Genomic DNA, 25213 nt, shown 5'->3' with positions numbered 1-25213 from the left:
TTCTCTCTGATGGATATCTTCATACCCGTAAAGCGATAATCAGCATACTCGGTCCGTCATTGTGTTTGCATCATGTTCTGCGGTTATTATAGTCAAAGAAAGAATCGTTTGTCAATGGTTTGCTTCGCGTTCATTTTTATATAGGATTAAAGCTTTTAGTACAGCCAGTACAGGTACTGCTAGAATCAGCCCTATTATGCCTGCGATTTCACCACCAGCGAGCAGTCCAAAGATAATAATGACCGGATGAATATGAAGGCTTCTACCTACGATATATGGAGATAGAATATTGCTTTCAATAAATTGCAGGACAAGAATAACGACTAGCGTAATAATCGCCATTTTCATCGACACTGTAGATGCGATGAGAAGAGCCGGTGCTGCTCCAAGAAACGGACCGAAGTATGGAATGATATCTGTGATACCAACGATGATTCCGAGCAAGATCGCGTATGGTAACTTGATTAGCCAGAAACCAATAACGGCAAGCACACCAAGTACAGTGATGACGAAAAATTGTCCTCGAATATAGTTACCAAGCGATTCATCGATTCGAATTACTAGCTCTTTACCCGGCTCCCTCCATTTTAAAGGCATAATTTTCCACATCGTTTTTTTTAATGTTTCGAAGTCTTTTAGCAAGTAAAATACGATGAAAGGAATGATCATGATCACAAAAAAGGAACTCAAAAGCTTCTTCGCTAGTTTAATTCCAAGTGAGAGTGTTTGGTTTACCGCTTCTTCAGCATCCCTGAAAGCTTGGTCCACTTTATCTTGAAGTGCGGGTGGTAGGGATGAGGTGTAGTCATAGATGCGATGCACCGCCTCACGATACATCTCCATGAAAACCGGCACGTTTTCCATCAGCTCCTGTGACTGCTTCACAATATGAGGTAGACCTTTGAAGATTGCGAAACCAGTCCCTCCAAAGAACAAAAGATAGATTAAGAGGACCGCTAGTGACCTAGGAAGACCTTCTTTATGGATCTTTTCAATGATTGGATGCAGCAGATAGGTGATGAGTGATGCAATGAGAAACGGCACTAAAAGGACCGCGATCACATCAAGAATCGGCTTCCAAATCGGCGCAAGTTTTAAAAACACATAAATGCACAAAAAAGCGAGCAGGAGAGTAGTTAAATAGATGACCCAATTAAAGTTCCATTCTTTCTTCATATCCACTCCCTCCTGCTTTTGCTTACATTTCTATTCGCATATCATAGTCTTCGAACAGATCATCTAATGACGTTAAAGACCCATCTTCCTCAACCTGATGAAGAGAAAGCATTCCTTTCACGACCGACATTTCAACAAAACAATTCCAACAGTAAAACTGGTTTGCACCGATCTTACCTATGTTTTTACTTTTACAATTCGGACATTCCAAAGGTTTCAACCTCCTGTATAACAATTCATAGAGATACCTACCATATTGTCCACTTCAACATGGTTCTATACAGGCAGTAGGAATTTCGAAAAACAAAAAAAGCCAGATGGCGATCACCATCGGCTTCTCTTATGTTTCATTCATCTCCATCGGAGGAATAAGCGTCTCTTGTAGTTTTTCAGTCAGTCGTGTGTTCCTTATTTGATCATCTTCTGTTTGAATCGCGAGCTTGATCGCCTGCTCTTCACCACAAACTATTAAGTAATCTTTGCTTCGCGTTACAGCAGTATAGATGAGGTTCTTTCTGAGCATACGGTAATACCCTTTAACGACAGGCAATACGACAATCGGAAATTCACTCCCCTGTGACTTATGAATGGAACAACAGTAAGCATGTGTGAGTTGATTAAAATCTCCGCGTTCATATACAACTTCTTGTCCATCAAAAGCAACGACGAGTTGATCTTGCTTTTCTGTATTTTCTCTTGCAAAGAACACCGATACAATTTCACCCATATCGCCGTTATAAACATGCTCTTCTGGATTATTGACAAGTTGAAGCACTTTATCGCCAACACGATATACAAGATCTCCATGTGGAAGCTCTCGGCGTTGATCTGACGGCGGATTGAACAACTTCTGAAGCTCTTCGTTCAACCGATCTACCCCGGCTGTGCCACGGTACATCGGCGCTAGAACTTGAATGTCTTTAGGAGAGTATCCTTTTTTCAGAGCATTCCCACACACTTGTGATACAACCTCGATAATCTGCTGTTGATTACAAGGGAAGAACCTCCTGTCGGGTGTAGGCGTACTAAACTTCTCTGGTAGAACGCCATCTTTTATAGAATGAGCAAGTTGAATGATAGAAGAACCTTCTGCTTGACGATAAATATCCGTAAGCTTACAGACTGGTACTGCTTCAGAATGAATCAAATCCTTCAATACTTGCCCTGGGCCAACGGAAGGAAGCTGATCCTCATCACCTACTATAACGACTTGAATGTGTTCAGGCAGCGATTTAAAAAGTTGGTTAGCAAGCCATACGTCGACCATCGATACTTCATCGACTATTAAGAGCCGGCCTTCAACCGGATTCGTTTCGTCATGTTCGAACCCCGCTTCACCTTTCCAACCTAAAAGTCTATGGATTGTGAAAGCAGGGAGACCTGTCGCTTCACTCATTCGTTTCGCCGCCCTTCCGGTTGGAGCGACTAACAATACAGGAAATGGTTTTTCTTTCGAGTAATCTTTAAGCTCCAACGAAAGCCCATTAAGTTCTGCGTAGATTTCAACAATTCCTTTAATAACAGTCGTTTTCCCTGTACCAGGACCTCCGGTTAGGATCATAAAAGGGGAAGAAATTGCTCTTTGAACAGCCTCTCTTTGAGAAGGTGCGTACTGTATACCGAGACGCTCTTCAAAATCGCCAAGCGCTCGATAGAATTCGGATTCAGGAAAAGCATCTTCGTACTCCGTTTGAGTCATAAGTTTATTAATTCCGGAAACCAAACCTTTTTCTGCATAATAGAGGGAATGGAGATAGATTCTCTCACGATCTAGGATTAGCTTATCCTCCTCATAAAGTGAAATAAGCTCTCTAGAGACATCCGCTTCGTCTATCTTTTCACCTAAAAGCATATCTACAGACTTGATTAAAGCATCGTATTCAAGGTACACGTGTCCTTCCTGAAGTGTTTGCTCATTAAGCGTATGAAGGCAAGCTGCTCGAATTCGTTCCGGATGCTTTCCTTCGATTCCAATCGACCGACCTAGTTCATCCGCTCTTCTAAAACCGATTCCTTCCACATCCTGTATCAGCTGATAGGGGTTTTTCTCAACGATTTCAAGGGTTTCCTGTTTATATTCTTTGAAGATCTTCATAGAAAGTTTTGCACCAAAACCTAGCTCAGTAAGCCTGATCATAATTTGATCAAGTCCCTGATGTTCCATGAGAGATTCATAGAGGGTTTTTGCTTTCTCCTCTGACAGCTTCGGAACTTGACTTAGGATGGATGAATCTCTCATTATTTTTGAGATCGCCTGATCGCCAAGCGTATCGACGATAGCCTCAGCCGTTTTTTCCCCTATCCCGTTGAATAAATCGCTCGATAAATATTGTACGAGCCCCGACCTCGACTCTGGAAGCTTACGTTCAAAAGAATCGATCGCGTACTGCTTGCCATAGCGTGGGTGGTCAGTAAAACGACCATAAAAGACATAGGTTTCGTCTTCTAATAGCCTAGGAATCATGCCGTTGACAACGACTTCTCTTTCGTCGTAATTTTCGTTCGTAGCATCGATCCGGAGTCTCGCAACTCCATACAAACTATCTTCATTAAAAAAGATCATCTGTATGAGTCTACCTTTTATGAATCCTTTCTCTTCCTGAACCTGAACCATGTAAACTTCTCCCCAATAACCTGAATTTATTCGTTATTGTTTAGCACTGCTTCCATCTGCTTCTTACCGTTTCCTGCCAAAAGGTGATCCGGCTGAATTTCTAGAGCACGGTCAAAGCATTTCAAAGCTTCATTCGCATCATCCTGATAGGCATGGCTAACACCGAGGTTGAACCACGCATCTGCATGTTCTGGTTCTTCCTTCACAACCTTTTCAAACTGAGGTAGCGCCGTTTCAACCGCTCCTTCTTGTGCTAAGCACATTGCATATTGAAATCGAGCTTCCGTATCAGCTTCATTTAGCTCTGTCGCTCGTTGGAAAAATGGAAGTGCAAGGCGCATGGCATCCTGCATCATAAAGCACTGACCGATCATAAAATGCACATCGCTTTGATCGAGACCCTTTTGAATTGCACTTTGGTACATATCTGCAGCATCTTTATATTGTTCGAGTTGGAAAAAAGCATTTCCTGCTCCGTAGTAAGCTGTCGCTTGGGTATCATCTAGTTCGATCGCTTTTTCAAAGAACTTAACGGATTGTTCAAGCTCACCAGCTTGTGCCAACAGATTTCCTACATTCGTGTAAGCTACTGGATCATTCGGACTTTCTTCGATCGCTTCATAAAGAAGTGTTACAGCTTTCTCTAGTTCACCATCATTCATTGCTTTGATCGCTTGTTCATTTTTATTACTCATGACAAAAACTCCTTATATTTAACCTTAATTTCTAGTGTAGCATATCTTTGCGCATCTATCGCACCTATAAAACAGCCTCATTTCACAATGGAAATGAGGCTGTGATTACACGTATGTGAGTTCAGTTTCGTTCTTGAACACTTGGTCAATCGTTGCTCCACCTAGACATTCATCACCATCATAGAAAACGACGGCTTGTCCTGGCGTTATCGCACGAACTGGCTCATCGAACGTTACCTTCAATCGATCATCGTCCAACATTGTGACGGTGACGCCTGAATCCTGTTGACGATACCTGAATTTAGCTGTGCATTTCAGAGGTTCATCGATCTTGTGGTTTGATACCCAGCTCGAATTTACAGCGATTAAAGAATCGGAATAAAGCTTCTCATTATGGAAACCTTGATCAACATACAACACGTTGTCTTCTAGGTTTTTACCTACAACAAACCATGGCTCGCCTTCACCACCGATTCCAAGACCATGCCTTTGACCAATCGTGTAGTACATGAGACCATCATGCTTCCCTTTGACCTCGCCTTGCAGAGTCTCCATCTTACCTGGTTGAGCAGGTAAGTATTGGCTCAAGAATTCTTTGAAGTTTCTTTCCCCAATAAAACAAATTCCTGTGCTGTCTTTTTTCTTGGCTGTTGCAAGACCTGCGCGCTCAGCAATTTCGCGAACTTCTTTCTTTTCGATTCCACCTAGTGGAAACATCACTTTAGAAAGCTGTTCTTGTGTTAACTGATTTAAGAAGTACGTTTGGTCCTTATTGTTATCGATGCCACGAAGCATCTTCACTTCACCATCGCGTTCTACTACCTGAGCATAATGACCTGTTGCAAGGTAGTCTGCACCTAACGTCATCGCATGTTCAAGAAACGCTTTGAACTTGATTTCTTTATTACACATCACATCAGGATTTGGTGTACGGCCACCTTTATATTCATCTAGGAAATAAGTAAATACTTTATCCCAGTATTGCTTCTCAAAATTTACTGCGTAGTAAGGAATGCCAATCTGGTTGCATACACGGATAACATCATTATAATCTTCCGTAGCTGTGCAAACTCCGTTCTCGTCGGTGTCGTCCCAGTTCTTCATGAAAATGCCGATTACATCGTAGCCCTGTTCTTTTAATAGAAGCGCTGCAACAGATGAATCAACACCTCCGGACATCCCAACCACGACTCGCGTATCTTCTGGCTTTTTTGCTGTCATGGTTGCACCTCCTTTTTACTAACACAAACGTTGTGTCGAAACTATTTTATAACTTCTTTAATCGATTGACAATCTTTACGACTTCTTCCGCCGCTCTTACTGCATCTTCAACCGTATTACCATACCCAAAGCTAAAGCGAATTGCCGTTTGAGCACGTTCTTCATCATGAAACATCGCTTTTAAAACATGAGATGGTTCATGGGAGCCTGCTGTACATGCAGAACCACTTGAGACTGCGATTCCAGCTAAATCAAGATTCATCAACATCGGCTCCACACTAGCACCCTTAAAGCTGATATTTACAACATGAGGAAGTTTATGCACTTGATCACCATTGAGCTCGTATTCGATCGAGTTTTCTTCAAAAATAGCAATCATCGTTTCTTTCATCTTATGGTAAAGAGCGATTCTTTCTTCACGATCGGATCGTATTAAATCAGCTGCTTTTTGCAAACCTACGATTCCTGGAACATTCTCTGTTCCTGCCCGCCTTTTGCGCTCTTGTTCTCCTCCATGTGAGTACGGAGCGATGGAAATACCTTCTTTAATGTAAAGAAATCCGACACCTTTAGGCCCGTTAATTTTGTGAGAAGAAACCGAAAGCATATCGATTCCAACCTCTTTGACGTCGAGGTCGATCAGACCATAAGCTTGTACAGCGTCTGTATGGAATGGGATGGTGTGGTCTTTTGATACTTGTACGATCTCTTTTATTGGTTGGATCGTACCCGTTTCATTATTTCCATACATAATCGTGATTAAAATCGTTTCATCTCGAATTGCATTTTTTAACTCTTCGATCGAGATACGTCCATCTTCACCGACTGATAAGTATGTGACGTCGAACCCTTCTTTTTCAAGAGACTCACATGCGTGAAGTGCAGCATGGTGTTCGATTGCTGATGTAATGATATGATTTCCTTTGTTCGCGTTCGCTTTTGCAGTACCGATGATCGCTAAGTTATCTGCCTCGGTCCCACCACTTGTAAATACGATTTCATTCGGATGTGCATTGATACTTTTTGCAATACTACTTCTTGCTTCATCAAGAGCATGTCTCGTCTTCCGCCCAAACTGATGAATACTAGAAGGATTCCCGAAATCGTTGTGAAGAGAAGCCGTCATGACTTCAATCACATCAGGGTGAACCGGCGATGTTGCAGCGTGATCCATATAAATTGCTTTCATGTAACCTTCACCTCTATAAACGGTAGTTAACCCGTATTCTTCATTAGATGTAGAACATGTAACTGTCCTGCTCTCCCTCACCTTCATATGTCGCAAGATCTTGGAGTGTTGTGGAGTCTAATACATCTTTAACGGCATCTCGAATCTTAAGCCAAAGATCTCTTTTTGCTGGTTCTTCATCATCCATGACTTCTACAGGACTGATTGGACCTTCAAGAACGCGAATGATATCGCCAGCTGTAATCGTTGAAGCATCTTTCGATAAAATATAGCCTCCGTATGCACCGCGCACACTTTTCACAAGTCCTGCGTTACGTAACGGTGCAATAAGCTGCTCAAGATAATGTTCTGAAAGATTGTTGCTTCTAGCGATTGATTTCAATGAAGTTGGCCCTTCACCGTGCTTTTTTGCCAACTCCATCATAATAGTCAACCCGTACCTTCCCTTTGTTGAAATCTTCATTTCTAATCCCTCTTTCCGTCAATCGAGCTACTAGGTACTTGCATTGTGGTAGTGAATAACCCACGATTGGACCAATCGAGATACAAAAGAGAAGTGTCCCTATCGAAACTGGTCCTTTCATTAACCATCCGAGCGCAAGTACGATAATTTCCATTGATAGTCTAATATGTTGTACCTTCCAGCCAGTTCTTTTTGTTAATACGAGCATTAAACTGTCTCTTGGACCCGCACCTTTGTCTGCTGCTATATAGAGACCGATGCCATATCCCATCACTACGATTCCAAATGCTAACATAATGAGCTGACCTAGAAGATGGTCTGGTGTTTTTAATATAGGAAGCCATAAGTAAAAATCAAGAAAGATTCCGACTAAGAGCATATTAAGAAATGCGCCTGCTTTTGGCCACTCTTTTTCCATAAAAGCAGTTGTTGCTATGATTAAGAATCCTACGATGATCGACCATGTTCCGATAGAAAGACCGACCTGGTGGTACAATCCAATGTGAAATACATCCCATGGAGCACTCCCAGCTTCCGCTTTAATCATGAGTGCGATACCAAAAGTCATAACGAGCAAGCCGGCTACGAAAACGCTCCAACTCATCCAGAATTCAGCCAACACTTGTTTATACGTCTTCATTTTATCCCTCTTAACCTGCTTTTTAGTCATTAATGGCCGATTCTGTTAGTAAACCTTCGCTATTATAGCACGAAAGGGTTTTTCTTGCATTTCCAAAAACCATGTAGTATGTTTCAACTATCTATGAAAGGGCGGATGTACGATGGATTTATTCGATTATTCTTCTAAACAGAAAAACACGCTATCAGGTCCTCTAGCTAGCAGAATGCGCCCACGGACGATTGAGGAATTTATTGGTCAAGATCATATAATAGGTGAAGGAAAACTCTTGAGAAGAGCCATTCAAGCTGATCAGCTAACACCGATGATTTTCTTTGGTCCACCTGGAACTGGGAAAACGACTCTTGCTCGCATTATCGCGAACACGACTGCTGCACACTTCGAGCAATTGAACGCCGTTACTTCTGGGGTTTCCGATATTAGAAGACTATCAACCGAGGCGAAAGAGCGCGTTAAGCTCGATGACAAACGAACGGTCCTGTTCATCGATGAAATTCACAGATTCAATAAATCACAACAAGACGCACTCCTTCCATATGTTGAGGATGGAACTGTCGTTCTAATTGGCGCGACGACTGAGAGTCCGATGTTTGAAATCAATCCAGCTTTGCTGTCTAGATCAAGACTTTTCCGTTTTGAACACCTAACGGATGAAACGATAAAACGTGTTCTTCTTCAGGCGATCAACGATGACGTCAGAGGATATGGCAAGTATTCGCTTCATATAGAAGATCAAGCACTAGAACATATCGTGGATGTAGCGAACGGGGATGCAAGAACTGCATTAAATGCATTAGAACTCGCCGTATTGACAACTTCGCCTAACGAAGATGGAAAACTTGTTATCACGCTTGCAATCGCGGAAGAATCGATTCAACAAAGAGTTCTTCAATATGACAAAGATAGTGATAACCACTACGACACGATTTCGGCATTTATTAAAAGTATACGAGGTTCAGATCCAGATGCTACTCTATACTGGCTAGCAAAAATGATCTATGCCGGTGAAGACCCCCGCTTCATTGCTCGCAGGCTCTATGTTCATGCAGCAGAAGATATCGGATTAGCAGATCCTAACGCACTTCTCGTTGCACATGCAGCCAGCTATTCCGTTGAGTTCTTAGGGATGCCAGAAGCCAGAATTCCGTTAGCTGAAGCTGCCCTTTACCTAGCAACCGCTCCAAAAAGCAATGCGGTCATCAAAGGTATCGACTCTGCTTTAGAAGCTGTAAAGAAAGAAAAGACAGGGACAGTTCCTGTGCATTTAAGAGATTCCCATTATAAAGGCGCGAAAGAACTCGGCCATGGAATCGACTACAAATATCCTCATGATTTCCCTGGCGGATATGTTCCACAACAGTATCTTCCGGATCACATGAGAAGAAAAACGTTCTATAAACCTACCGAGCGCGGCCACGAAAGAACCGTCCAGAAAAGGTTAGACTATTTTAATGAACGTATCAAATCAGAGAGTAAGAAACCGTAACAGCAGTGCACCGCACTGCTGTTTTCTTTCTACCTTTTATCAATCTACCTTAAATTTACAAGTCTTCTGTATAAATTCTTTCATACTGGCAAAGCTATGATTACTTTCAAAAAATGCTATGAAGTTTACAGAATATAAAGGGGTTGAGCCAATATGAAAGTTAGACAAGATGCCTGGTCACATGAAGACGATTTAATGCTAGCTGAAACAGTACTACGTCATGTTCGTGAAGGAAGCACACAGTTAAATGCATTCGAAGAAGTAGGAGATCGCCTAAGTCGTACCTCAGCAGCAGTCGGCTTTAGATGGAACGCGATCGTTCGTCAACGCTATGAGCAAGCATTAAAGCTTGCGAAAAAGCAAAGGAAAGAAATGAAGCGCGCTGAGCGTAGACAGCCAGCTGAATACAAAACCGACTATACTGTAAGAGAGAAAACAACTCAGGTTCCACAATACAGTGAAGTCATCCAACCTGCTAAGGTTCCAAACGAAAGACCTAGTGCAACAGAAAAACCTACTGAGCTTACGATGCGTGACATTATTACTTACCTTACAAATATGGAGCATTCTCAGTATTCGACTAGCAGACTTCAATCTGAAATGCAAAAACTAGAATTAGAAAATAAGGATCTCGTAGAAGAAAACGCTCTTCTTCACCAAAAAGTAAAAAGGCTTGAGAATGAGCAACAGGTAATGAAGGAAGATTATCAGTCTCTGATTCAAATTATGGATCGAGCAAGAAGAATGGTAGTTCTCAATGAATCCGAAGAGCTTGCAGCAGGTCCTGCATTCAAGATGGATAAAAACGGAAACCTTGAAAAACTTGCTAGATAAATGAATTAAAAAAGCAGCAGTTCATGATGAACTGCTGCTTTGTTTTTTGGCATAAAAAATGAAGAGCCCCAACTGTGCCGTCCTTTCCATAAATTTTGAACCTGCATTGGCAGGTGGGTGCCTTATTCTATTCTTTGTAAGTCCTCAGCTTACGAGGCATTTACTCGGAATAGAAAGAATCAGGCTCCCGTTGTAAAAGTGTTGGCTCAAATTATTATGGAAGTAAACGTACACTTCAGGACTCTTCGTTAACTTGTAATTGAATTATAGCAAACCTTATAACTGATTTCAATAAAGGACTACTAGGTAATTATTAGTGTTTCTTAATCCTTTTCAACTGTTACTGGTTTTTTCTTAAGTTCAAGGTTCAGTTCGTTTAGCTGTTCTTCACTAACTGGTGATGGCGCTTCAGTTAAGAGACAGCTCGCACTTGCCGTTTTAGGAAATGCAATGGTATCTCTAAGGTTGTTTCTTCCAGCTAGAAGCATCACGAGACGATCTAATCCAAATGCAATTCCACCGTGTGGAGGTGTACCGTATTCAAACGCTTCAAGTAAGAAACCAAATTCTTTCTTAGCTTCTTCTTTCGTAAAGCCAAGAGCACGGAACATCTTCTCTTGAATATCTCTTTGGTAAATACGCTGAGATCCACCACCAAGTTCATACCCATTCAATACAAGGTCATAAGCATCAGCACGAACGTTACCAGGCTCCTCTTCTAGAAGGTGCAGATCCTCTTGAAGTGGCATTGTGAACGGGTGATGCTCTGCAAAGTAACGATCTAATTCTTCGTTATAACTCATTAGAGGGAAATCCATGACCCAAAGGAAGTTGAATTTAGATTCATCGATCAATCCAAGCTCTCTTCCTAACTTTAATCGTAATGAACCAAGGGAGTCTGCAACGACAGTTTTACTGTCAGCTACAAATAGTAAGAGGTCTCCCTCTTCAGCTTCAAAAGCTTCAATCAGTTTACTAGACATATCTTCATCAAAGAATTTAGAAATAGGTCCTTTCAAACCTTCTTCTTCAACCTTCAACCATGCAAGTCCTTTGGCTTTGTATGTTTTTACATATTCAGTCAATGCATCGATGTCTTTACGTGAATAATTACCTGCAGCACCCTTAGCATTGATTCCTTTCACTGCACCACCGGAAGCTACAGCTCCAGAGAACACCTTAAATGACGAGTCTTTGACTAGATCTGAAACATCCACGAATTCCATTCCAAAGCGCGTGTCCGGTTTATCTGAACCGTATCGGCGCATTGCTTCAGCATGAGTCATGCGAGGGAACGGAGTAGGAAGCTCTACACCCTTCGTTTCTTTAAGCACAAGAGCCATCATCTCTTCCATCATAGAAATCAAATCTTCTTTTGGTAGGAACGACGTCTCAATATCCACCTGTGTGAATTCCGGTTGACGGTCAGCTCGAAGGTCTTCATCACGGAAGCAACGAACGATTTGATAATAACGTTCAAAACCTGAAACCATCAAAAGCTGTTTGAACAACTGTGGTGACTGTGGAAGGGCGTAGAATTCCCCGTCATGAACACGGCTCGGTACAAGATAATCACGTGCACCCTCAGGTGTGCTCTTCGTAAGCATCGGTGTCTCAATTTCTAAGAACTCATTGTGATCGAGAAAATCTCTGATCGCTTTTGTTGTACGATGACGAAGCTTAAACGTTTCTTGCATTACTGGACGTCTGAGATCAAGGTAACGATACTTTAATCGAATGTCTTCTCCAACTTCAACGTCATCTGAAACAGCGATCGGTGGGTTCTTTGCAGCATTTAATATTTCTAGCTTTTCAGCATGAACCTCAACTGCACCAGTCGGAATATTCGGGTTTACTGTTTCCTTTGCACGCTCTACGACTGTACCTGTAATGGCAAGAACATATTCACTTCTCACCTTTTCAGCTAACTCAAGTGCTTCTTTCGAAACTTCAGGATTAAAAACAACCTGGACGATTCCGGAACGATCTCTGAAATCGATAAAGATTAACCCGCCGAGGTCACGACGTTTTTGCACCCATCCTTTTATCTCAACTTTCTCGCCTACATGGCTCTCACGGACTTTGCCGCAATCATGGCTTCTTCCAATCATTCTCCCGTTTCCTCCTTCAATTTCTTTGTTAGGTAAGAAGTTATCTCAGATAAGCGCACTGCTTCCTGATCTCCCGTTTCCATTTCTTTAATGGTGATTTCATCTTTCTGAATCTCTTCATCACCAAGGATCGCCACATACTTTGCATTCGATCGGTTAGCTGCTTTGAACTGACCTTTCATTTTCCGGTTGAGGTAGTCGCGTTCAGCAGATAGTCCAGCACCTCGTAATTCATGAAGAAGACCATTTGAAATTGCCTGTGCTTCTTCTCCCATCGTAACGACATAGCAATCGATCGTTTTTTCGACAGGAAGTTCTACCCCTTCTGCTTCTAGTGCCATCAACAAGCGTTCGATACTCATCGCAAACCCAATTCCTGGCGTTGTAGGTCCTCCCACTTCTTCAACAAGGCCGTTATAACGTCCACCGCCGCTAAGTGTCGTGATCGCTCCAAAGCCTTCTGCCTCACTCATAATTTCAAATGCAGTGTGGTTATAGTAATCGAGCCCTCTTACAAGACGCTCATCAATAACGTAATCGATTTTCATATGATCTAATGCTTTCTTCACATTCTTGAAATACTGTTCTGATTCTTCGTTTAAGTAGTCAAGAATTGAAGGCGCAGTTGCCATTAGTTCATGATCACGGTCCTTTTTACAATCTAAAATTCGAAGAGGATTCTTTTCTAGACGATTTTGGCAATCGCTACAAAATTCACCGATGCGAGGTTCAAAGTGAGCCATCAAAGCATTACGGTGTGCCTCACGACTTTCTGTGTCACCAAGACTATTCAAGTTTAGCTTGAGGTTTTTCAATCCTAGCTCTTTATAAAAATCGATCGCTAATGCGATAACTTCAGCATCAATTGAAGGATCGTTACTTCCCATCGCCTCAATACCAAACTGTACAAATTGTCTCATTCTTCCCGATTGAGGACGCTCATATCGAAACATCGGTCCGATGTAATATAGCTTGACTGGCTGTTCTGGTACCCCGAACATCTTATTGTTCACGAACGCTCGAACAGCGGATGCAGTACCTTCAGGACGAAGTGTAAGACTTCTTCCACCTCGATCTTCAAATGTGTACATTTCTTTTTGTACGATATCCGTTGAATCTCCTACACCTCGTTGAAACAATTCAGTGTGCTCAAAGATCGGTGTACGTAACTCATGATAATTATATCTACGACAAATATCTCTTGCCTTTTCTTCTATATATTGCCAAAGCTCAGATGTACCAGGTAGTATGTCCTGTGTACCTCTTGGAATGTGAAAACCCATTTTTTCTCCTCCTTAAATCGTAACTAGTCCAAAATTTGGGACTAAAAAAAACCCCCATCCCTGAATATACATTCAGGGACGAGAGTTACCCGCGGTGCCACCCTAATAGAAGGAGTTAATTCCTTCCGCTTTAACAGTTAACGCCTGTAAACGTTGTTCCCTACTAAGCAGTCTGTTCGGAAACAATCCCAGGAAGTGTCTTTCAAAAATGTGGAATCAAGAATGTTCTCAGCCTACGACATTCTTTCTCTGAAGATCCTATCATTTTTTACTTTTCTCCCTCATTGGAGCAACGTATCTATTTACTGAATTGTTTTCTATCATACGAGTCCATGATTTTTTTGTCAAGCCTATTTTTTAGTGTTAAAGATCTACACCATCGTTATATTGTACTGTCATTAGTAAAACCATGTCTATCGCTTCATTTTTTGTTTCATGATTTTGATGCTTTTTAGGGATAGCCCGAATTCTTCTGCTAATTCCATATTTGATAGACATTGCTCTTTCTGTAAAAAATCATGAAAATCGACGCCAAATTCTGGTTGAGGATTCGTAACGTTCATCATTTCTTTATTCGTTGATCTCAACTGTTATCATCCTTTTTTTATGAAGTGTTATACTAGTTTCACCAAAAAATATGATATTTACAACTTCACGAAGGATTCTTTTTGACCGATAAAGAAATATCGCAATATGTGAAAATTGTAGAGGCAAGGAAAGGAGTTGCAAGTTGAAATATTTCGTTTATGTATTTTTGTTAGTACTGCTAGTATTCCAACTCCCTGCTCACGTATCAGCTGAAAAGAAAGCTGAAATAACAAAAACAATCAATGTTCGTTCTGGTCCATCGCTTTCTTCTCCCGTTCTTAAACAGGTACATAGCGGTGATGCGCTACCGATAACAGGGAGTTCAGGTGAATGGTTACAAGTAGAGTTAGATACTGGTGAAGGTTGGATTGCTGGATGGTTGATCGATACCGCTCAGCTTAATGAATCTATAGCGATGATTGAGTCTACTGTATCTGATCTACAAATAAGATCAGGTCCAGGTGAAGGCCACAGTGTGATCGGTAGTACAAAACCGGGGGAAAAATGGCGTGTATCAGAAACAGAAGGTAATTGGACAGCCATTCACTTTGGTGACCGAATCGGGTGGGTGGCTACATGGCTAATCGAAGGCTCTTCTGATACAGAAGCATCTTCCACACCTTTAAAAAAAGAAGTAGCTGCTTCAATCTTAAATGTACGTGATCAACCAGGTTTAGAAAATAGCATTCTGACTCAGCTACCAGAGGGTACCGTCGTTTCTGAGCTGAAACGATCAGGAGACTGGAGCTTGATTCAATACAGCAACGGTGAGTCTGGTTGGGTCGATTCTACGTATTTAATCAACACGTCTAAAAGCATTGCATCTAGCTATCTTACGTTACTTTATCATTCTACAAACATTAGAAGTGGTCCCGGAATCGACTTTCCCGTTGTTTTACAAGGTTCTAAAGATGAGAGATACAAAATTGTAGGAAAAGAAAAGGAATGGTATGAAATCTCATTACAGGACGGGACCACTGCCTTTGTCGCCGATTGGATCGTCTCAACAGGGTCCTCGCTCGGTCTTCGTACGAACCATTCTCGTGGAAAAACTGTCGTATTAGATGCGGGCCACGGCGGCCATGATAGTGGAGCACTAGGACTTTTCACATATGAAAAATTAATAACGCTTCGAACGACTAAAACGATTGCTGAAAAGCTTAAAGATGCTGGCATTCGCGTTATCTTAACAAGAGATGGCGATCGTTATGTGCCGCTTTCTGAACGTACTGAGCTTTCTGAACGCTACCAGGCAGATGCATTCGTTAGCGTCCATTACGACAGCACTGTGGATCCTACAGCAAGTGGTGTTACGACGTATTACTATCATGAGCATCATCAGTCACTCGCTACAAGTATTCATGAGGAAATCGCTGATACAAACAGCCTTAGAGACAGAGGCGTGCGATTTGGAAATTACTATGTACTACGTAATAATTCGTCACCTTCTGTTCTACTAGAACTAGGCTTCTTGTCAAATCCATTTGAAGAACAGCAGATCAACAAAAACGATTATCAAGCAACGATGACCTCTAACGTTGCGAACGGTATCATCACTTATCTTAATAAAAACCGATAATACAAAAATAAGCAGCAGGGACTAGCCCTGCTGCTTTATTATTCCTTACTATCAATGATAAGAGTAACCGGTCCATCGTTCGTTAACTGAACGTCCATCATCGCTCCAAACACACCGGATTGTACCTCTACTCCCTTTTCAACGACAAGCTCATTAAACTTCTCGTATAGAACGTTTGCTTCATCAGGTTTTGCAGCCTTCATGAAGTTAGGTCTTCTTCCTTTTCTGCAATCCCCATAAAGCGTGAATTGAGAAATCGATAGAAGTGAACCACTAGTGTCTTTAAGAGAGAGGTTCATCTTGTCATTTTCATCTTCAAATATACGAAGGTTAACTATTTTGTCAGCCAAGTAAGCAGCGTCTTTTTCCGTATCTTCTTGCGTCACACCGAGCAGAACAACAAGTCCTGATTCGATTTCACCAACAACTTCTTCATTCACTGTAACCGACGCATACTTTGACCTTTGTACGACAGCTTTCATTATGAACTCCCTTTCTTACGCTATTGCATGATTCTTCTAACAGCATAAATATCCGGAATACGCTTCACACGTTCAACAACCTTTTGAAGGTGTGCGGTATTTCGAATCGATACCGTCATGCTGATCGTAGCCATCTTATTGTTATCAGAACGTCCTGAAACAGACGTCATATCTGTCTTTGTTTCTGCAACAGCTTGTAGAACTTCATTCAGCAACCCTCTTCGGTCATACCCACTGATCTCGATATCTACATTGTAACTTTTTGGTGAATGACTTTCCCATTCAACTTCTAAAAGTCGCTCCTTCGCGTTATCTTCGTTCACGTTGGGACAATCTTTTCTATGAATGGATACACCTCTCCCCTTCGTGATATATCCTACGATATCGTCTCCAGGGACGGGATTACAGCATCGAGATAGACGAATCAATAAGTTATCGATCCCTTTAACCCTTACGCCAGACTCCGCACGCTTTGGTGCTTGAGAAGGAGAGTGCGTTTTCCCTTCGATAATGGAACGCGCAAGTTCTTCTTCTTGCTCTTTCGTCTTTTCTTTTCTCGCTTTTTCCGTAAGTCTTGTAGCGATTTGAGCTGCAGTGATGCCACCATAGCCTACAGCTGCATACATATCTTCTTCACTTGTAAAATTAAATTTATTTGAGACATTGGCAATGTTTTCTGAAGTTAATACTTCTTTAAGTTCAAAACCGTGCCCCTTGATTTCCTTTTCTACAAGCTCTCGGCCTTTATCAACATTTTCTTCACGTTTTTCTTTCTTAAACCATTGCTTAATCTTGTTTTTAGCATGAGAACTCTGACTGATCTTCAACCAATCTTTACTAGGTCCGTACGAATGCTTAGACGTAAGAACTTCTACGATATCACCAGTCTTTAGTTTGTAATCGAGCGGAACCATCTTTCCATTCACTTTAGCACCGATACACTGGTTTCCTATCTCAGTGTGAATGCGATAAGCAAAATCAAGTGGGACGGAACCTGTTGGAAGCTCGATCACATCACCCTTTGGTGTGAATACGAACACCATATCACTAAAAAGATCGATCTTAAGAGACTCCATAAATTCTTCAGCATTCGAAACATCATTTTGCCATTCAAGAATTTGTCTGAACCAAGATAGCTTCTTCTCAAAAGAACTATTTACTGCACTATCGTTATCTTCTTTGTATGCCCAGTGTGCAGCGATACCGTACTCCGCCACCTTGTGCATATCTGATGTTCTGATCTGTACCTCAAGAGGATCACCTTTCGGACCGATAACCGTTGTGTGAAGAGACTGGTACATGTTCGCTTTAGGCATTGCGATATAATCTTTGAATCGACCAGGCATAGGTTTCCAACACGTGTGAATGATTCCAAGAACCGCATAACAGTCTTTAATACTATTTACGATGATTCGAACAGCTAGTAGATCATAGATCTCGTTGAATTGCTTGTGCTGTTTCGTCATTTTTCGGTAGATGCTGTAAATATGCTTTGGACGTCCAGAAATCTCAGCATCGATTGAAACTTCTTGAACACGATCTTGTATTTCCCCAACTACCTCATGAACGAAGCCTTCTCGTTCTTCTCGTTTCTTTTGCATGAGATTGACAATACGATAATACTGTTGAGGATTTAAATAACGTAAAGCCGTATCTTCAAGCTCCCATTTGATCGTCGAAATACCCAATCGATGGGCTAGAGGAGCAAAAATTTCAAGCGTCTCGTTTGCTTTTTGTAATTGCTTTTCTTTCGGCATATGCTTAAGCGTTCGCATATTATGCAGACGGTCAGCAAGCTTGATCAAAATACACCTGATATCTTGAGCCATCGCGATCATCATCTTACGGTGATTTTCAGCCTGCTGCTCTCGTTTTGATTTATATTTAATTTTCTTAAGTTTTGTTACTCCGTCAACGAGCATAGCAAGTTCTGGACTGAACTCGTTCGAAATTTCTTCAAGGGTTACATCTGTATCTTCAACCACATCATGAAGAAACCCGCCAGCTACTGTTACGGGGTCAACCTCAAGATTCACAAGAATGCCAGCCACCTCGACCGGGTGAATGATATAGGGTTCACCTGATTTACGGTATTGGCCTTCATGTGAGTCACGTGCGTATTCGTAAGCTCTTTGTACAAAGGACAAATCTTCCTCCGACAAATACTGCTTCGCTCTTTGCATTACCTCTTCTATGGTCATGAAATCACCTTAATTACTGTTGGTATATAGCTTCTATTATCGTTAAAAATAGCCTGCATGTAAAGTAATAAAGAAAAATATGTCGCTTTTCATTGATGGAAACAAGTGGACACACATGTTTTTAAAGAGAAAGAGTGCCCGAAAGATGTTTCGGACACTCTATGGTGATCAATAAGTCATTAGTGTAAAGATGTCATGGCGATCTAGGTTCTTACGTCCTTCTAGGTAAGAAAGTTCAATCATAAACGCAAGCCCAACAACAACTCCACCTAGCTTTTCAACAAGTTCAATCGTAGCGTTGATCGTACCGCCAGTAGCGAGTAGATCGTCAGTGATTAGAACTCTCTGACCAGGTTTGATCGCATCTTTATGAATCGTTAGTACGTCTTTTCCGTATTCTAGTCCATAGTCCACTTTAACAACTTCTCGAGGAAGCTTACCTTCTTTACGTACAGGAACAAATCCAATACCTAAAATATAAGCAACAGGACATCCGACGATGAACCCACGTGCTTCTGGTCCAACGATAACGTCTACGTTCTTATCCTTTGCAAAATCAGCGATGTCGTTAACAACGCCTCTGTACGCCTCACCATTTTGCATGAGTGGGGTAATATCTTTAAAGCGGATCCCTTCTTTAGGGTAATCTTCAACTACTGCAATATAGTCTTTGTAATTCATTTATTTAATGGCCTCCTCAGTGCTACTGAAACAATTTACTGATCGATCGAACCAACTTTTCAAAGCGTGATAAGATGAATAGCAAAAATCGTTTTCGAGCTTAGCTTGTTCAAGTTTGCTCTTATACGTTTTAGAAGAAGTAAGTTCGCTTTTTACAGATTGTGGATTTATTGAAATAAGTCCGTCTTCCATTCTAACAAAGTTCAACTCAAAAAACACCTGTGACATAAAGTTGACCGTTTCCTTTGACCACCCTTTATGCTTTGCAAGCTTTTCGGCATCTTTCAAATGGAAGCTTCCCCGTTTCATTAAAAATCCATAATACCATTTAAAATCATCTCGTGATGGAAGTGTTGAAAAGAAATGATCTTCCTCATGCTCAAATACAGCATACGTTCTCTCTGGAATACCACCTTTACGAAAAAGCTCGATAAGATCTTCTTCAACATAAGGTAGGTCTAGCAACATCACATAGTTATTCTCGAAGGATAACTCTTCTTCAAGAGGGTTCTGCACCACATAATCTTCCCATTGTTGAATTCCTAGTTTACTAACGGTGGACTCTCTAAAAGCAATCATCGTAAGTTTCTCAAGCGGGAGGTTTTCTAACCTTTTACTGAGATCTCGTATCCCTCGATAATCAAAAAGCTGCCATTCGTCTACAGCTAAATCATGAACGAAAATTTGAGGCTTCTTTAATCCGTTCCATTCATTTATAGAGAGCTGACCAATAACGGAAAGTGCTGCACGGGAAGCGATCTCTTCAAATACATAACCAAAGTTGAAACCAACCCCATCAAGTGTCGATTCTCCTTCTTTCAAGGAAACCTTCAAATGATTTTCTTGACTACCGATTCTTCTGATCTGAGCCAAATTCACGTCTTTTAGCATGACGACTGGTTTCGGATTACTTACTCCGAACGGAGCTAATAAATTCATCTCCTCAATCGTCTCAAGGGAAATATCATCGATCCCGCAATGCAGATCGATTTTCGTGAGTGGCGTTAAGTCAGCCTCTGTTAGGCTATCGTTTGCTTGTATGTTCAGTCTGCTTCTTAACTCGTTTAGATATTCTAAGTCGATGGTCATGCCTGCAGCCATCGGATGTCCGCCGAAATGTGGAAGAATATCTCGACATTCGGATAGATTCATGAACATATCGAATCCTTCGATACTTCGGGCAGAGCCTTTCGCTACTCCTTTTTCACGATCGATACTCATCACGATGGTAGGACGATAATATTTCTCGACTAGACGGGAAGCGACAATTCCGATAACGCCAGGGTTCCACCCTTCACGAGCAATGATCAGCACGCGATTGTCATCTAGTGGGTAATTCATCTCCACTTCTTCTATCGCTTCTTTTGTCATTGTATTCACAAGTTCTTGACGTGCTTTATTTAATGAATCGATCTCTTCAGCAAGCTGCTTAGCATATTCATAGTCTTCGGTCGTTAATAATTCAACCGCCGGGCCAGCATGCTCGAGTCTACCCACCGCATTTAATCTAGGACCGATTCCAAAGCCAAGGTGTTCTTCATTAAGCTCCTGACCCTTCAAACCGCATACTTCTAATAAAGCTTTTATTCCCGCTTTATCAGAATGCTGAAGGGCACGGATTCCTTCGCTCGCTATCAATCGGTTCTCATCTTGTAGGGGAACCAAATCGGCGATCGTACCCATCGCCGCAATTTCGAGCAAGTGACCTGGTATTCGACCAAGAAGCGCCTGTGCTAACTTGAACGCAACACCAACACCAGCAAGTCCTTTAAACGGATAATTGCACTCAGGTTTCTTCGGATTGATAATCGCCAGGGCATCTGGAAGAACGGGGGGTGGTTCATGGTGATCTGTGATGAGCAGATCGATTCCGATTTCTTTAGCAACCTCAGCTTCATGTACACCTGAAATGCCTGTATCAACCGTTACGATTAAGTCATAACCCTCTTCTTTTGCTCTTCGGAATGCAGCTTCGTTAGGACCATATCCTTCTGTGAACCGATTCGGAATATAGTAGTCGAAGTCCGCTCCAAGTTCTTTGAAGGTATAGATAAGAACAGAAGTACTACTTACTCCATCAGCGTCATAGTCGCCGAAGATCAGGATCTTTTCTTGATTCGTAATGGCTTCTCTAATTCGTTGAACCGCTTCCTTCATTCCATCCATCAAAAAGGGATCATGGTATGATAAATTTTCTTTATATAAAAATTTCCGGGCTTTCTCAACACTTTGAATCCCTCTATTCACTAATAGAGAGGCAGCAAGTCGTGATATCCCTAACTCACTCTGGAGCTGATCGATGCTAGATTCATCCGATTCAGCTAGCTTCCAGCGTGTTTTAGACTTTAACATCGAATCACCTCTTAACCAGTCTATTATATATAGTTATCGTAAATTTGACCATAGGTTTAGGGAATGAATCTTTTATATCAACAAAAAACCTCTGCATATGCAGAGGTTCTCAATATGGGAACATCCAGAATATTGTTGTCCCTATGCCGTAGGAGTTTGAATCCCTCTTGCTTTCCTGTGGACGAACGCCCGAGCCTCAAAGCGGACAAAAACCGTCCCCTCCGAGTCTCGAACGCCCGTTGGACCACGGGAGAATTCCTGTCAGAAAAGGAATCCTCTATTGCATACAAAAAAGCCCTCCGTTATGATGCATTCGTACCTAACCAAAGTACAATCATCAAAAGGAGGGCTCTTTTTGGATAATAAACGGAATCAACGATTAAATCAAGTGACAAATCAAACTCTCGTCATTGGCATCGACATCGCGAAACACACTCATTATGCGTGCGCAGTTGATGATCGCGGGAGGGAATTAAATCAACCTTTCAAGTTCAAACAAAGCGAGGATGGGTTTCATTCCTTGTATCATGAACTTCATAGCTTACTTCGGCAATATAAGAAAGATAAGATTTTAGTTGGATTTGAACCTACAGGTCATTACTGGCTAAATCTAGCTTCGTTTCTTTTAGATTATGATGTTCCTTTTGTGGTCGTTAATCCAATGCACGTCCACCGAACGAAAGAATTTGATGATAATCTTCAGACAAAGCATGATAAAAAAGACGCAAGAATTATAGCGAAGCTCATTACAGGTGGCCACTTTAGTTTTCCTAGAATACCTGATGGCGTTGAAGCTGAATTAAGGAAAGGATCTACGTTGAGATGGCAACTAAAAGAAGAACAAGCTAGATTAAAGAATCGAATGATTCGTTGGCAGGATCAATACTTCCCCGAATTTTCGACGGTCTTTAAAAGCTTTGGCCAGCTGGCTTGCGCCATCTTAAAACATACGCCTTTACCAGAAGATATCGTTGGAGTAAGTTCGAAAGAACTTGCGAATGTATATAAGGACAAGGCAGGCCTCTATGCGCCGTCTCAAAAGAAAATTGAGAAGCTACAGCGATTAGCTGAGCACTCTATTGGGGTTACGAATGGTATAGAGATGGGACGATTTGAAATAAATAGCTTGATGGATCGTTTTACCTTCCTCAAAGATCAGCTCGAAGAGTTAAATCAGCGCTTATCTGTATTAGCCCAAGAAATGACCGAGTTTGAGTACCTAGTCTCTATTCCAGGAATTAGCGAAAACACGGTTGTTGATTTACTTGCCGAAACCGGATCCTTTACACAATATGAAAATCCACGCCAACTCATTAAGCTAGCGGGATTAACATTACGTGAGAACTCTTCTGGTAAGCATAGGGGGCAAAAGAGAATATCCAAACGAGGGAGGAAAAGGTTGAGGAGTCTCCTCTACAAGGCTGTTCTTCCTTTACTTCAAAATAACCCTGTATTCTTTGATTTGTACTCGTATTATATTTCGAGAAAGGAAAATCCTCTGAAAAAGAAGGAAGCGATGGTTGTGTTATGCAGCAAGCTACTTAAGATCTTTTTCGGTCTTTCAAACCACCATGTATACTTTCGAGAAGATAGAATGAGGAATGACCTCCACTGTCTTAAAAACGTATCGTAGCGACTACTTTTAAGCTCGATCAAACACATAGGCATGACACAGAGAAGCTGGCGCAGATCTTGACTTTCAACCTAGAGTTCATACGGGAGAATAATGCCGGCCTCTGCCTTATGATGAGACCTAACGAAGGAATGTAGACGCATGACGTCAAGAGACATGGGAGGGTTCGTCCTCATAAGCAAGCAGAGATCAAATGTGCACATATATATTTCTGTAAAAAAATTACATGGATCAGCAGGTTAACACGTCATCCACTTCCTTATATTCCTAAATAAGGAATTCCCTGTAGGGACTTAGTTCCTACAGGGAAATTTAAAAAGATTTTTAACCCTATTAAACACTGGTACATCAACATTTCCGGAGGGAGTCAAGAGGTCTTCACTCCTACTAGAATACATTTATATGAAATAAAACTTTCCGATCTAATATGCTAACGAACTTTATCCGCCTCATATTAAGAAAGTCTACCCAACCTAAAATACCTTTTTACAACACGAAATAAAGCTAAAGGATGATGGACTCCAGGACTCTTGCCCAACATGCGACATGTACGGAACACTTCGTTAACAGATCCCTTGAGAGTTTTCAACATTCTGCGAAACCTCTGCATATTTAGGAGTCCTTACTATTTGCTCTCAGATTCAGTCTTAGAATGAGTGTCTACAGGCTCCACTTTTTCAGCAGGAGGCGTATCCTCTGGCTGAGGTGTTTGTGTAGGTTGCTCTGAATGAGCAAGATTTTCTTTACGAAGCCTTTTCACTTCTCTACTGAGTTTGTAGTACTTCACCATTCCAAACCCCAGTACGAGAATTGCTCCCATTAAAACGGAACCAAGAATGACAAGCACGAGCGGCCATTCAGACGTACCGAAAACATAATTTACTTGAACCGGATCAACGTTTACCACCGAAAATACAGCTATAATCAATGCGAAAATAAGAGCAACAACCAGTCCCCATTGTCCCTTCATCGTTTCAACCTCCCCATATTAAAAGTCTATTCTTTTCAATTAACTTTTTTCCTTTGGTTCATAAGGATTTATATGAACCAGCACATCATGGACTTCTTCTTGTTCTAACAGATGATCTTTGACAGCTTTTCCTATATCATGACCTTCTTTTACAGTGATGTTAGGATCTACTCCAAGCTTGATATCAATAATGACATAGTGACCGTGCTCCCTAGCATAAAACTCATCAAGGTTAAGAACCCCCGGCATCTCTTTGATCGCTTTTATATAGTGAGTCGTATCTTCATCATGTAAGACGTGGTCGAGAGTCGTATGGATCGACTCAAAACCTAGCTTAACTGCCATTTTTCCAATCAGTATGGAGACGAATATACCCGCTACAGGATCCGCATAAACAAGCCAAGGCATATTGAAAAAACTGCCAAGAAGTGCCCCTGTTATCCCGATCAGAACAGCGATCGAAGAATAGACATCCGAACGGTGCTCGTATGCATTCACAATAAGCGCATCACTGTTTATCTTCTTGCCTAACCTGTATTTATAGCGAAAAAGGACTTCTTTTGTGACGATTGAAATGATTGCAGCATAAAGCGCTAGTTGACCTGGGGCTTCTATAGGTGCAAATAAAGCTCTCCCTGAGCTTATACCGATTTCAACTCCAACTAGGAGAAGCAATACTGCTACGATAATTGCGGCAATAGATTCAGCTTTACCGTGACCATAAGGATGATCTCGGTCAGGAGGAAGTTTTGCAGCCCTTAATCCGATTAAAACAGCGAACGAACCTGCAACATCAGAAGCAGAGTGGGCAGCATCGGCAATCAACGCTCGACTATTCGATATGTATCCGATCACTCCTTTTAGAACAGCTAGAATTATATTTGCGACTATTCCAATAAGAGCTGCTACCTCGGCTTTTTGAAAACGTTCTTCTTTATTCATACCTTCACCCCTATTATGCCTATTCACTATAGCCTTTCCATAGAATTCAATCCAAAACAAACGATTGTAAAAG

At 41.5% G+C, this 25213-nt stretch carries 21 protein-coding genes, 1 other RNA gene and 1 other annotated feature; of the genes, 4 read left to right on the top strand and 18 right to left on the bottom strand.

From position 1 onward, the window contains the following. Window positions 1-111 precede the first annotated feature (111 nt). From ACXAEY_RS06855 to ACXAEY_RS06820, 8 genes are all read right to left on the bottom strand, one after another. Window positions 112-1176, bottom strand: a complete 1065-nt coding sequence (locus ACXAEY_RS06855) for an AI-2E family transporter (RefSeq protein WP_474810993.1) — start codon at window positions 1174-1176, stop codon at window positions 112-114. A gap of 22 nt (window positions 1177-1198) precedes the next feature. Beyond that, window positions 1199-1387: a hypothetical protein gene (locus ACXAEY_RS06850; protein ID WP_270179397.1), complete on the bottom strand. Its 189-nt coding sequence runs from the start codon at window positions 1385-1387 to the stop codon at window positions 1199-1201. A 129-nt stretch (window positions 1388-1516) separates the two neighbouring features. Next, a complete protein-coding gene (recD2, locus tag ACXAEY_RS06845; RefSeq protein ID WP_474810991.1) occupies window positions 1517-3790 on the bottom strand; it encodes an SF1B family DNA helicase RecD2 in 2274 nt (757 codons plus the stop codon). Between the two features lie 26 nt (window positions 3791-3816). Further along, window positions 3817-4485 (bottom strand): tetratricopeptide repeat protein, encoded by a 669-nt coding sequence (locus ACXAEY_RS06840; RefSeq protein ID WP_270179399.1) that lies wholly within the window; start codon window positions 4483-4485, stop codon window positions 3817-3819. A 105-nt stretch (window positions 4486-4590) separates the two neighbouring features. Continuing rightward, window positions 4591-5706 carry a tRNA 2-thiouridine(34) synthase MnmA gene (gene mnmA, locus ACXAEY_RS06835; RefSeq protein WP_270179400.1) on the bottom strand — a complete coding sequence of 372 codons (1116 nt, stop codon included), beginning with the start codon at window positions 5704-5706 and terminating at the stop codon, window positions 4591-4593. 46 nt (window positions 5707-5752) lie between these two features. Continuing rightward, window positions 5753-6895 carry a cysteine desulfurase family protein gene (locus ACXAEY_RS06830; protein WP_474810988.1) on the bottom strand — a complete coding sequence of 381 codons (1143 nt, stop codon included), beginning with the start codon at window positions 6893-6895 and terminating at the stop codon, window positions 5753-5755. Between the two features lie 43 nt (window positions 6896-6938). Next, window positions 6939-7358 (bottom strand): cysteine metabolism transcriptional regulator CymR, encoded by a 420-nt coding sequence (cymR, locus tag ACXAEY_RS06825; RefSeq protein WP_270179402.1) that lies wholly within the window; start codon window positions 7356-7358, stop codon window positions 6939-6941. Next, window positions 7291-7998 (bottom strand): YczE/YyaS/YitT family protein, encoded by a 708-nt coding sequence (locus ACXAEY_RS06820; RefSeq protein ID WP_270179403.1) that lies wholly within the window; start codon window positions 7996-7998, stop codon window positions 7291-7293. Before ACXAEY_RS06820 ends, cymR begins: the two co-directional genes overlap by 68 nt. A 142-nt stretch (window positions 7999-8140) precedes the next feature. On the opposite strand from ACXAEY_RS06820, the gene ACXAEY_RS06815 reads away from it, so the two are divergent. Continuing rightward, window positions 8141-9484: an AAA family ATPase gene (locus ACXAEY_RS06815; protein ID WP_474810986.1), complete on the top strand. Its 1344-nt coding sequence runs from the start codon at window positions 8141-8143 to the stop codon at window positions 9482-9484. A gap of 153 nt (window positions 9485-9637) precedes the next feature. Continuing rightward, a complete protein-coding gene (locus tag ACXAEY_RS06810; protein WP_474810984.1) occupies window positions 9638-10318 on the top strand; it encodes an RsfA family transcriptional regulator in 681 nt (226 codons plus the stop codon). A gap of 61 nt (window positions 10319-10379) precedes the next feature. Here ACXAEY_RS06810 and ssrS read toward each other — a convergent pair. From ssrS to ACXAEY_RS06790, 4 genes are all read right to left on the bottom strand, one after another. Beyond that, window positions 10380-10563, bottom strand: a non-coding RNA gene (gene ssrS, locus ACXAEY_RS06805) — 6S RNA. A 78-nt stretch (window positions 10564-10641) separates the two neighbouring features. Beyond that, a complete protein-coding gene (gene aspS / locus ACXAEY_RS06800) occupies window positions 10642-12429 on the bottom strand; it encodes an aspartate--tRNA ligase (RefSeq protein ID WP_474810982.1) in 1788 nt (595 codons plus the stop codon). Further along, window positions 12426-13712, bottom strand: a complete 1287-nt coding sequence (gene hisS / locus ACXAEY_RS06795; RefSeq protein WP_474810980.1) for a histidine--tRNA ligase — start codon at window positions 13710-13712, stop codon at window positions 12426-12428. The genes aspS and hisS overlap by 4 nt, the downstream gene beginning before the upstream one ends. A gap of 71 nt (window positions 13713-13783) precedes the next feature. Then, window positions 13784-14006, bottom strand: a binding site (T-box leader). A 119-nt stretch (window positions 14007-14125) separates the two neighbouring features. Continuing rightward, a complete protein-coding gene (locus tag ACXAEY_RS06790) occupies window positions 14126-14299 on the bottom strand; it encodes an RNA polymerase subunit sigma-70 (protein ID WP_270179408.1) in 174 nt (57 codons plus the stop codon). 143 nt (window positions 14300-14442) lie between these two features. Between ACXAEY_RS06790 and ACXAEY_RS06785 the strand changes: the two genes are divergently transcribed. Continuing rightward, entirely contained in the window at window positions 14443-15879 is a 1437-nt protein-coding gene (locus ACXAEY_RS06785; protein WP_474810979.1) for an N-acetylmuramoyl-L-alanine amidase, read from the top strand. A 38-nt stretch (window positions 15880-15917) separates the two neighbouring features. Here the strand turns inward: ACXAEY_RS06785 and dtd are convergent, their stop codons facing one another. The 4 genes from dtd to recJ all read right to left on the bottom strand — a co-directional run bounded on the left by dtd (window position 15918) and on the right by recJ (window position 21595). Further along, entirely contained in the window at window positions 15918-16361 is a 444-nt protein-coding gene (dtd, locus tag ACXAEY_RS06780) for a D-aminoacyl-tRNA deacylase (protein ID WP_270179410.1), read from the bottom strand. Between the two features lie 20 nt (window positions 16362-16381). Continuing rightward, entirely contained in the window at window positions 16382-18562 is a 2181-nt protein-coding gene (locus tag ACXAEY_RS06775) for a RelA/SpoT family protein (protein WP_270179411.1), read from the bottom strand. Window positions 18563-18730: 168 nt separating this feature from the next. Further along, window positions 18731-19243 carry an adenine phosphoribosyltransferase gene (locus ACXAEY_RS06770; RefSeq protein WP_270179412.1) on the bottom strand — a complete coding sequence of 171 codons (513 nt, stop codon included), beginning with the start codon at window positions 19241-19243 and terminating at the stop codon, window positions 18731-18733. Continuing rightward, complete coding sequence (recJ, locus tag ACXAEY_RS06765) at window positions 19244-21595, bottom strand: single-stranded-DNA-specific exonuclease RecJ (protein WP_474810976.1); 2352 nt, start codon at window positions 21593-21595, stop codon at window positions 19244-19246. Window positions 21596-21950: 355 nt separating this feature from the next. On the opposite strand from recJ, the gene ACXAEY_RS06760 reads away from it, so the two are divergent. Next, window positions 21951-23228, top strand: a complete 1278-nt coding sequence (locus ACXAEY_RS06760; protein ID WP_474810875.1) for an IS110 family RNA-guided transposase — start codon at window positions 21951-21953, stop codon at window positions 23226-23228. 625 nt (window positions 23229-23853) lie between these two features. Here the strand turns inward: ACXAEY_RS06760 and ACXAEY_RS06755 are convergent. Together ACXAEY_RS06755 and ACXAEY_RS06750 are read right to left on the bottom strand one after the other, a co-directional pair. Beyond that, on the bottom strand, window positions 23854-24198 hold the full coding sequence (locus tag ACXAEY_RS06755) for a LapA family protein (RefSeq protein ID WP_474810974.1): 345 nt from the start codon (window positions 24196-24198) through the stop codon (window positions 23854-23856). Window positions 24199-24237: 39 nt separating this feature from the next. Then, window positions 24238-25140, bottom strand: a complete 903-nt coding sequence (locus tag ACXAEY_RS06750; protein ID WP_270179415.1) for a cation diffusion facilitator family transporter — start codon at window positions 25138-25140, stop codon at window positions 24238-24240. Window positions 25141-25213 lie beyond the last annotated feature (73 nt).

It is taken from the genome of Anaerobacillus sp. ABA4_114 (assembly GCF_056159065.1).
Note: the sequence above shows the minus strand (reverse complement) of the source record. Positions and strands in the feature narration are given on the sequence as shown.

Coding starts and splice junctions, on each gene's coding strand:
- ACXAEY_RS06855 (WP_474810993.1), bottom strand. CDS start 1,176: ATGAAGAAAGAATGGAACTTTAATTGGGTCATCTATTTAACTACTCTC.
- recD2 (WP_474810991.1), bottom strand. CDS start 3,790: ATGGTTCAGGTTCAGGAAGAGAAAGGATTCATAAAAGGTAGACTCATA.
- ACXAEY_RS06840 (WP_270179399.1), bottom strand. CDS start 4,485: ATGAGTAATAAAAATGAACAAGCGATCAAAGCAATGAATGATGGTGAA.
- mnmA (WP_270179400.1), bottom strand. CDS start 5,706: ATGACAGCAAAAAAGCCAGAAGATACGCGAGTCGTGGTTGGGATGTCC.
- ACXAEY_RS06830 (WP_474810988.1), bottom strand. CDS start 6,895: ATGAAAGCAATTTATATGGATCACGCTGCAACATCGCCGGTTCACCCT.
- cymR (WP_270179402.1), bottom strand. CDS start 7,358: ATGAAGATTTCAACAAAGGGAAGGTACGGGTTGACTATTATGATGGAG.
- ACXAEY_RS06820 (WP_270179403.1), bottom strand. CDS start 7,998: ATGAAGACGTATAAACAAGTGTTGGCTGAATTCTGGATGAGTTGGAGC.
- ACXAEY_RS06815 (WP_474810986.1), top strand. CDS start 8,141: ATGGATTTATTCGATTATTCTTCTAAACAGAAAAACACGCTATCAGGT.
- ACXAEY_RS06810 (WP_474810984.1), top strand. CDS start 9,638: ATGAAAGTTAGACAAGATGCCTGGTCACATGAAGACGATTTAATGCTA.
- aspS (WP_474810982.1), bottom strand. CDS start 12,429: ATGATTGGAAGAAGCCATGATTGCGGCAAAGTCCGTGAGAGCCATGTA.
- hisS (WP_474810980.1), bottom strand. CDS start 13,712: ATGGGTTTTCACATTCCAAGAGGTACACAGGACATACTACCTGGTACA.
- dtd (WP_270179410.1), bottom strand. CDS start 16,361: ATGAAAGCTGTCGTACAAAGGTCAAAGTATGCGTCGGTTACAGTGAAT.
- ACXAEY_RS06775 (WP_270179411.1), bottom strand. CDS start 18,562: ATGACCATAGAAGAGGTAATGCAAAGAGCGAAGCAGTATTTGTCGGAG.
- ACXAEY_RS06770 (WP_270179412.1), bottom strand. CDS start 19,243: ATGAATTACAAAGACTATATTGCAGTAGTTGAAGATTACCCTAAAGAA.
- recJ (WP_474810976.1), bottom strand. CDS start 21,595: ATGTTAAAGTCTAAAACACGCTGGAAGCTAGCTGAATCGGATGAATCT.
- ACXAEY_RS06755 (WP_474810974.1), bottom strand. CDS start 24,198: ATGAAGGGACAATGGGGACTGGTTGTTGCTCTTATTTTCGCATTGATT.
- ACXAEY_RS06750 (WP_270179415.1), bottom strand. CDS start 25,140: ATGAATAAAGAAGAACGTTTTCAAAAAGCCGAGGTAGCAGCTCTTATT.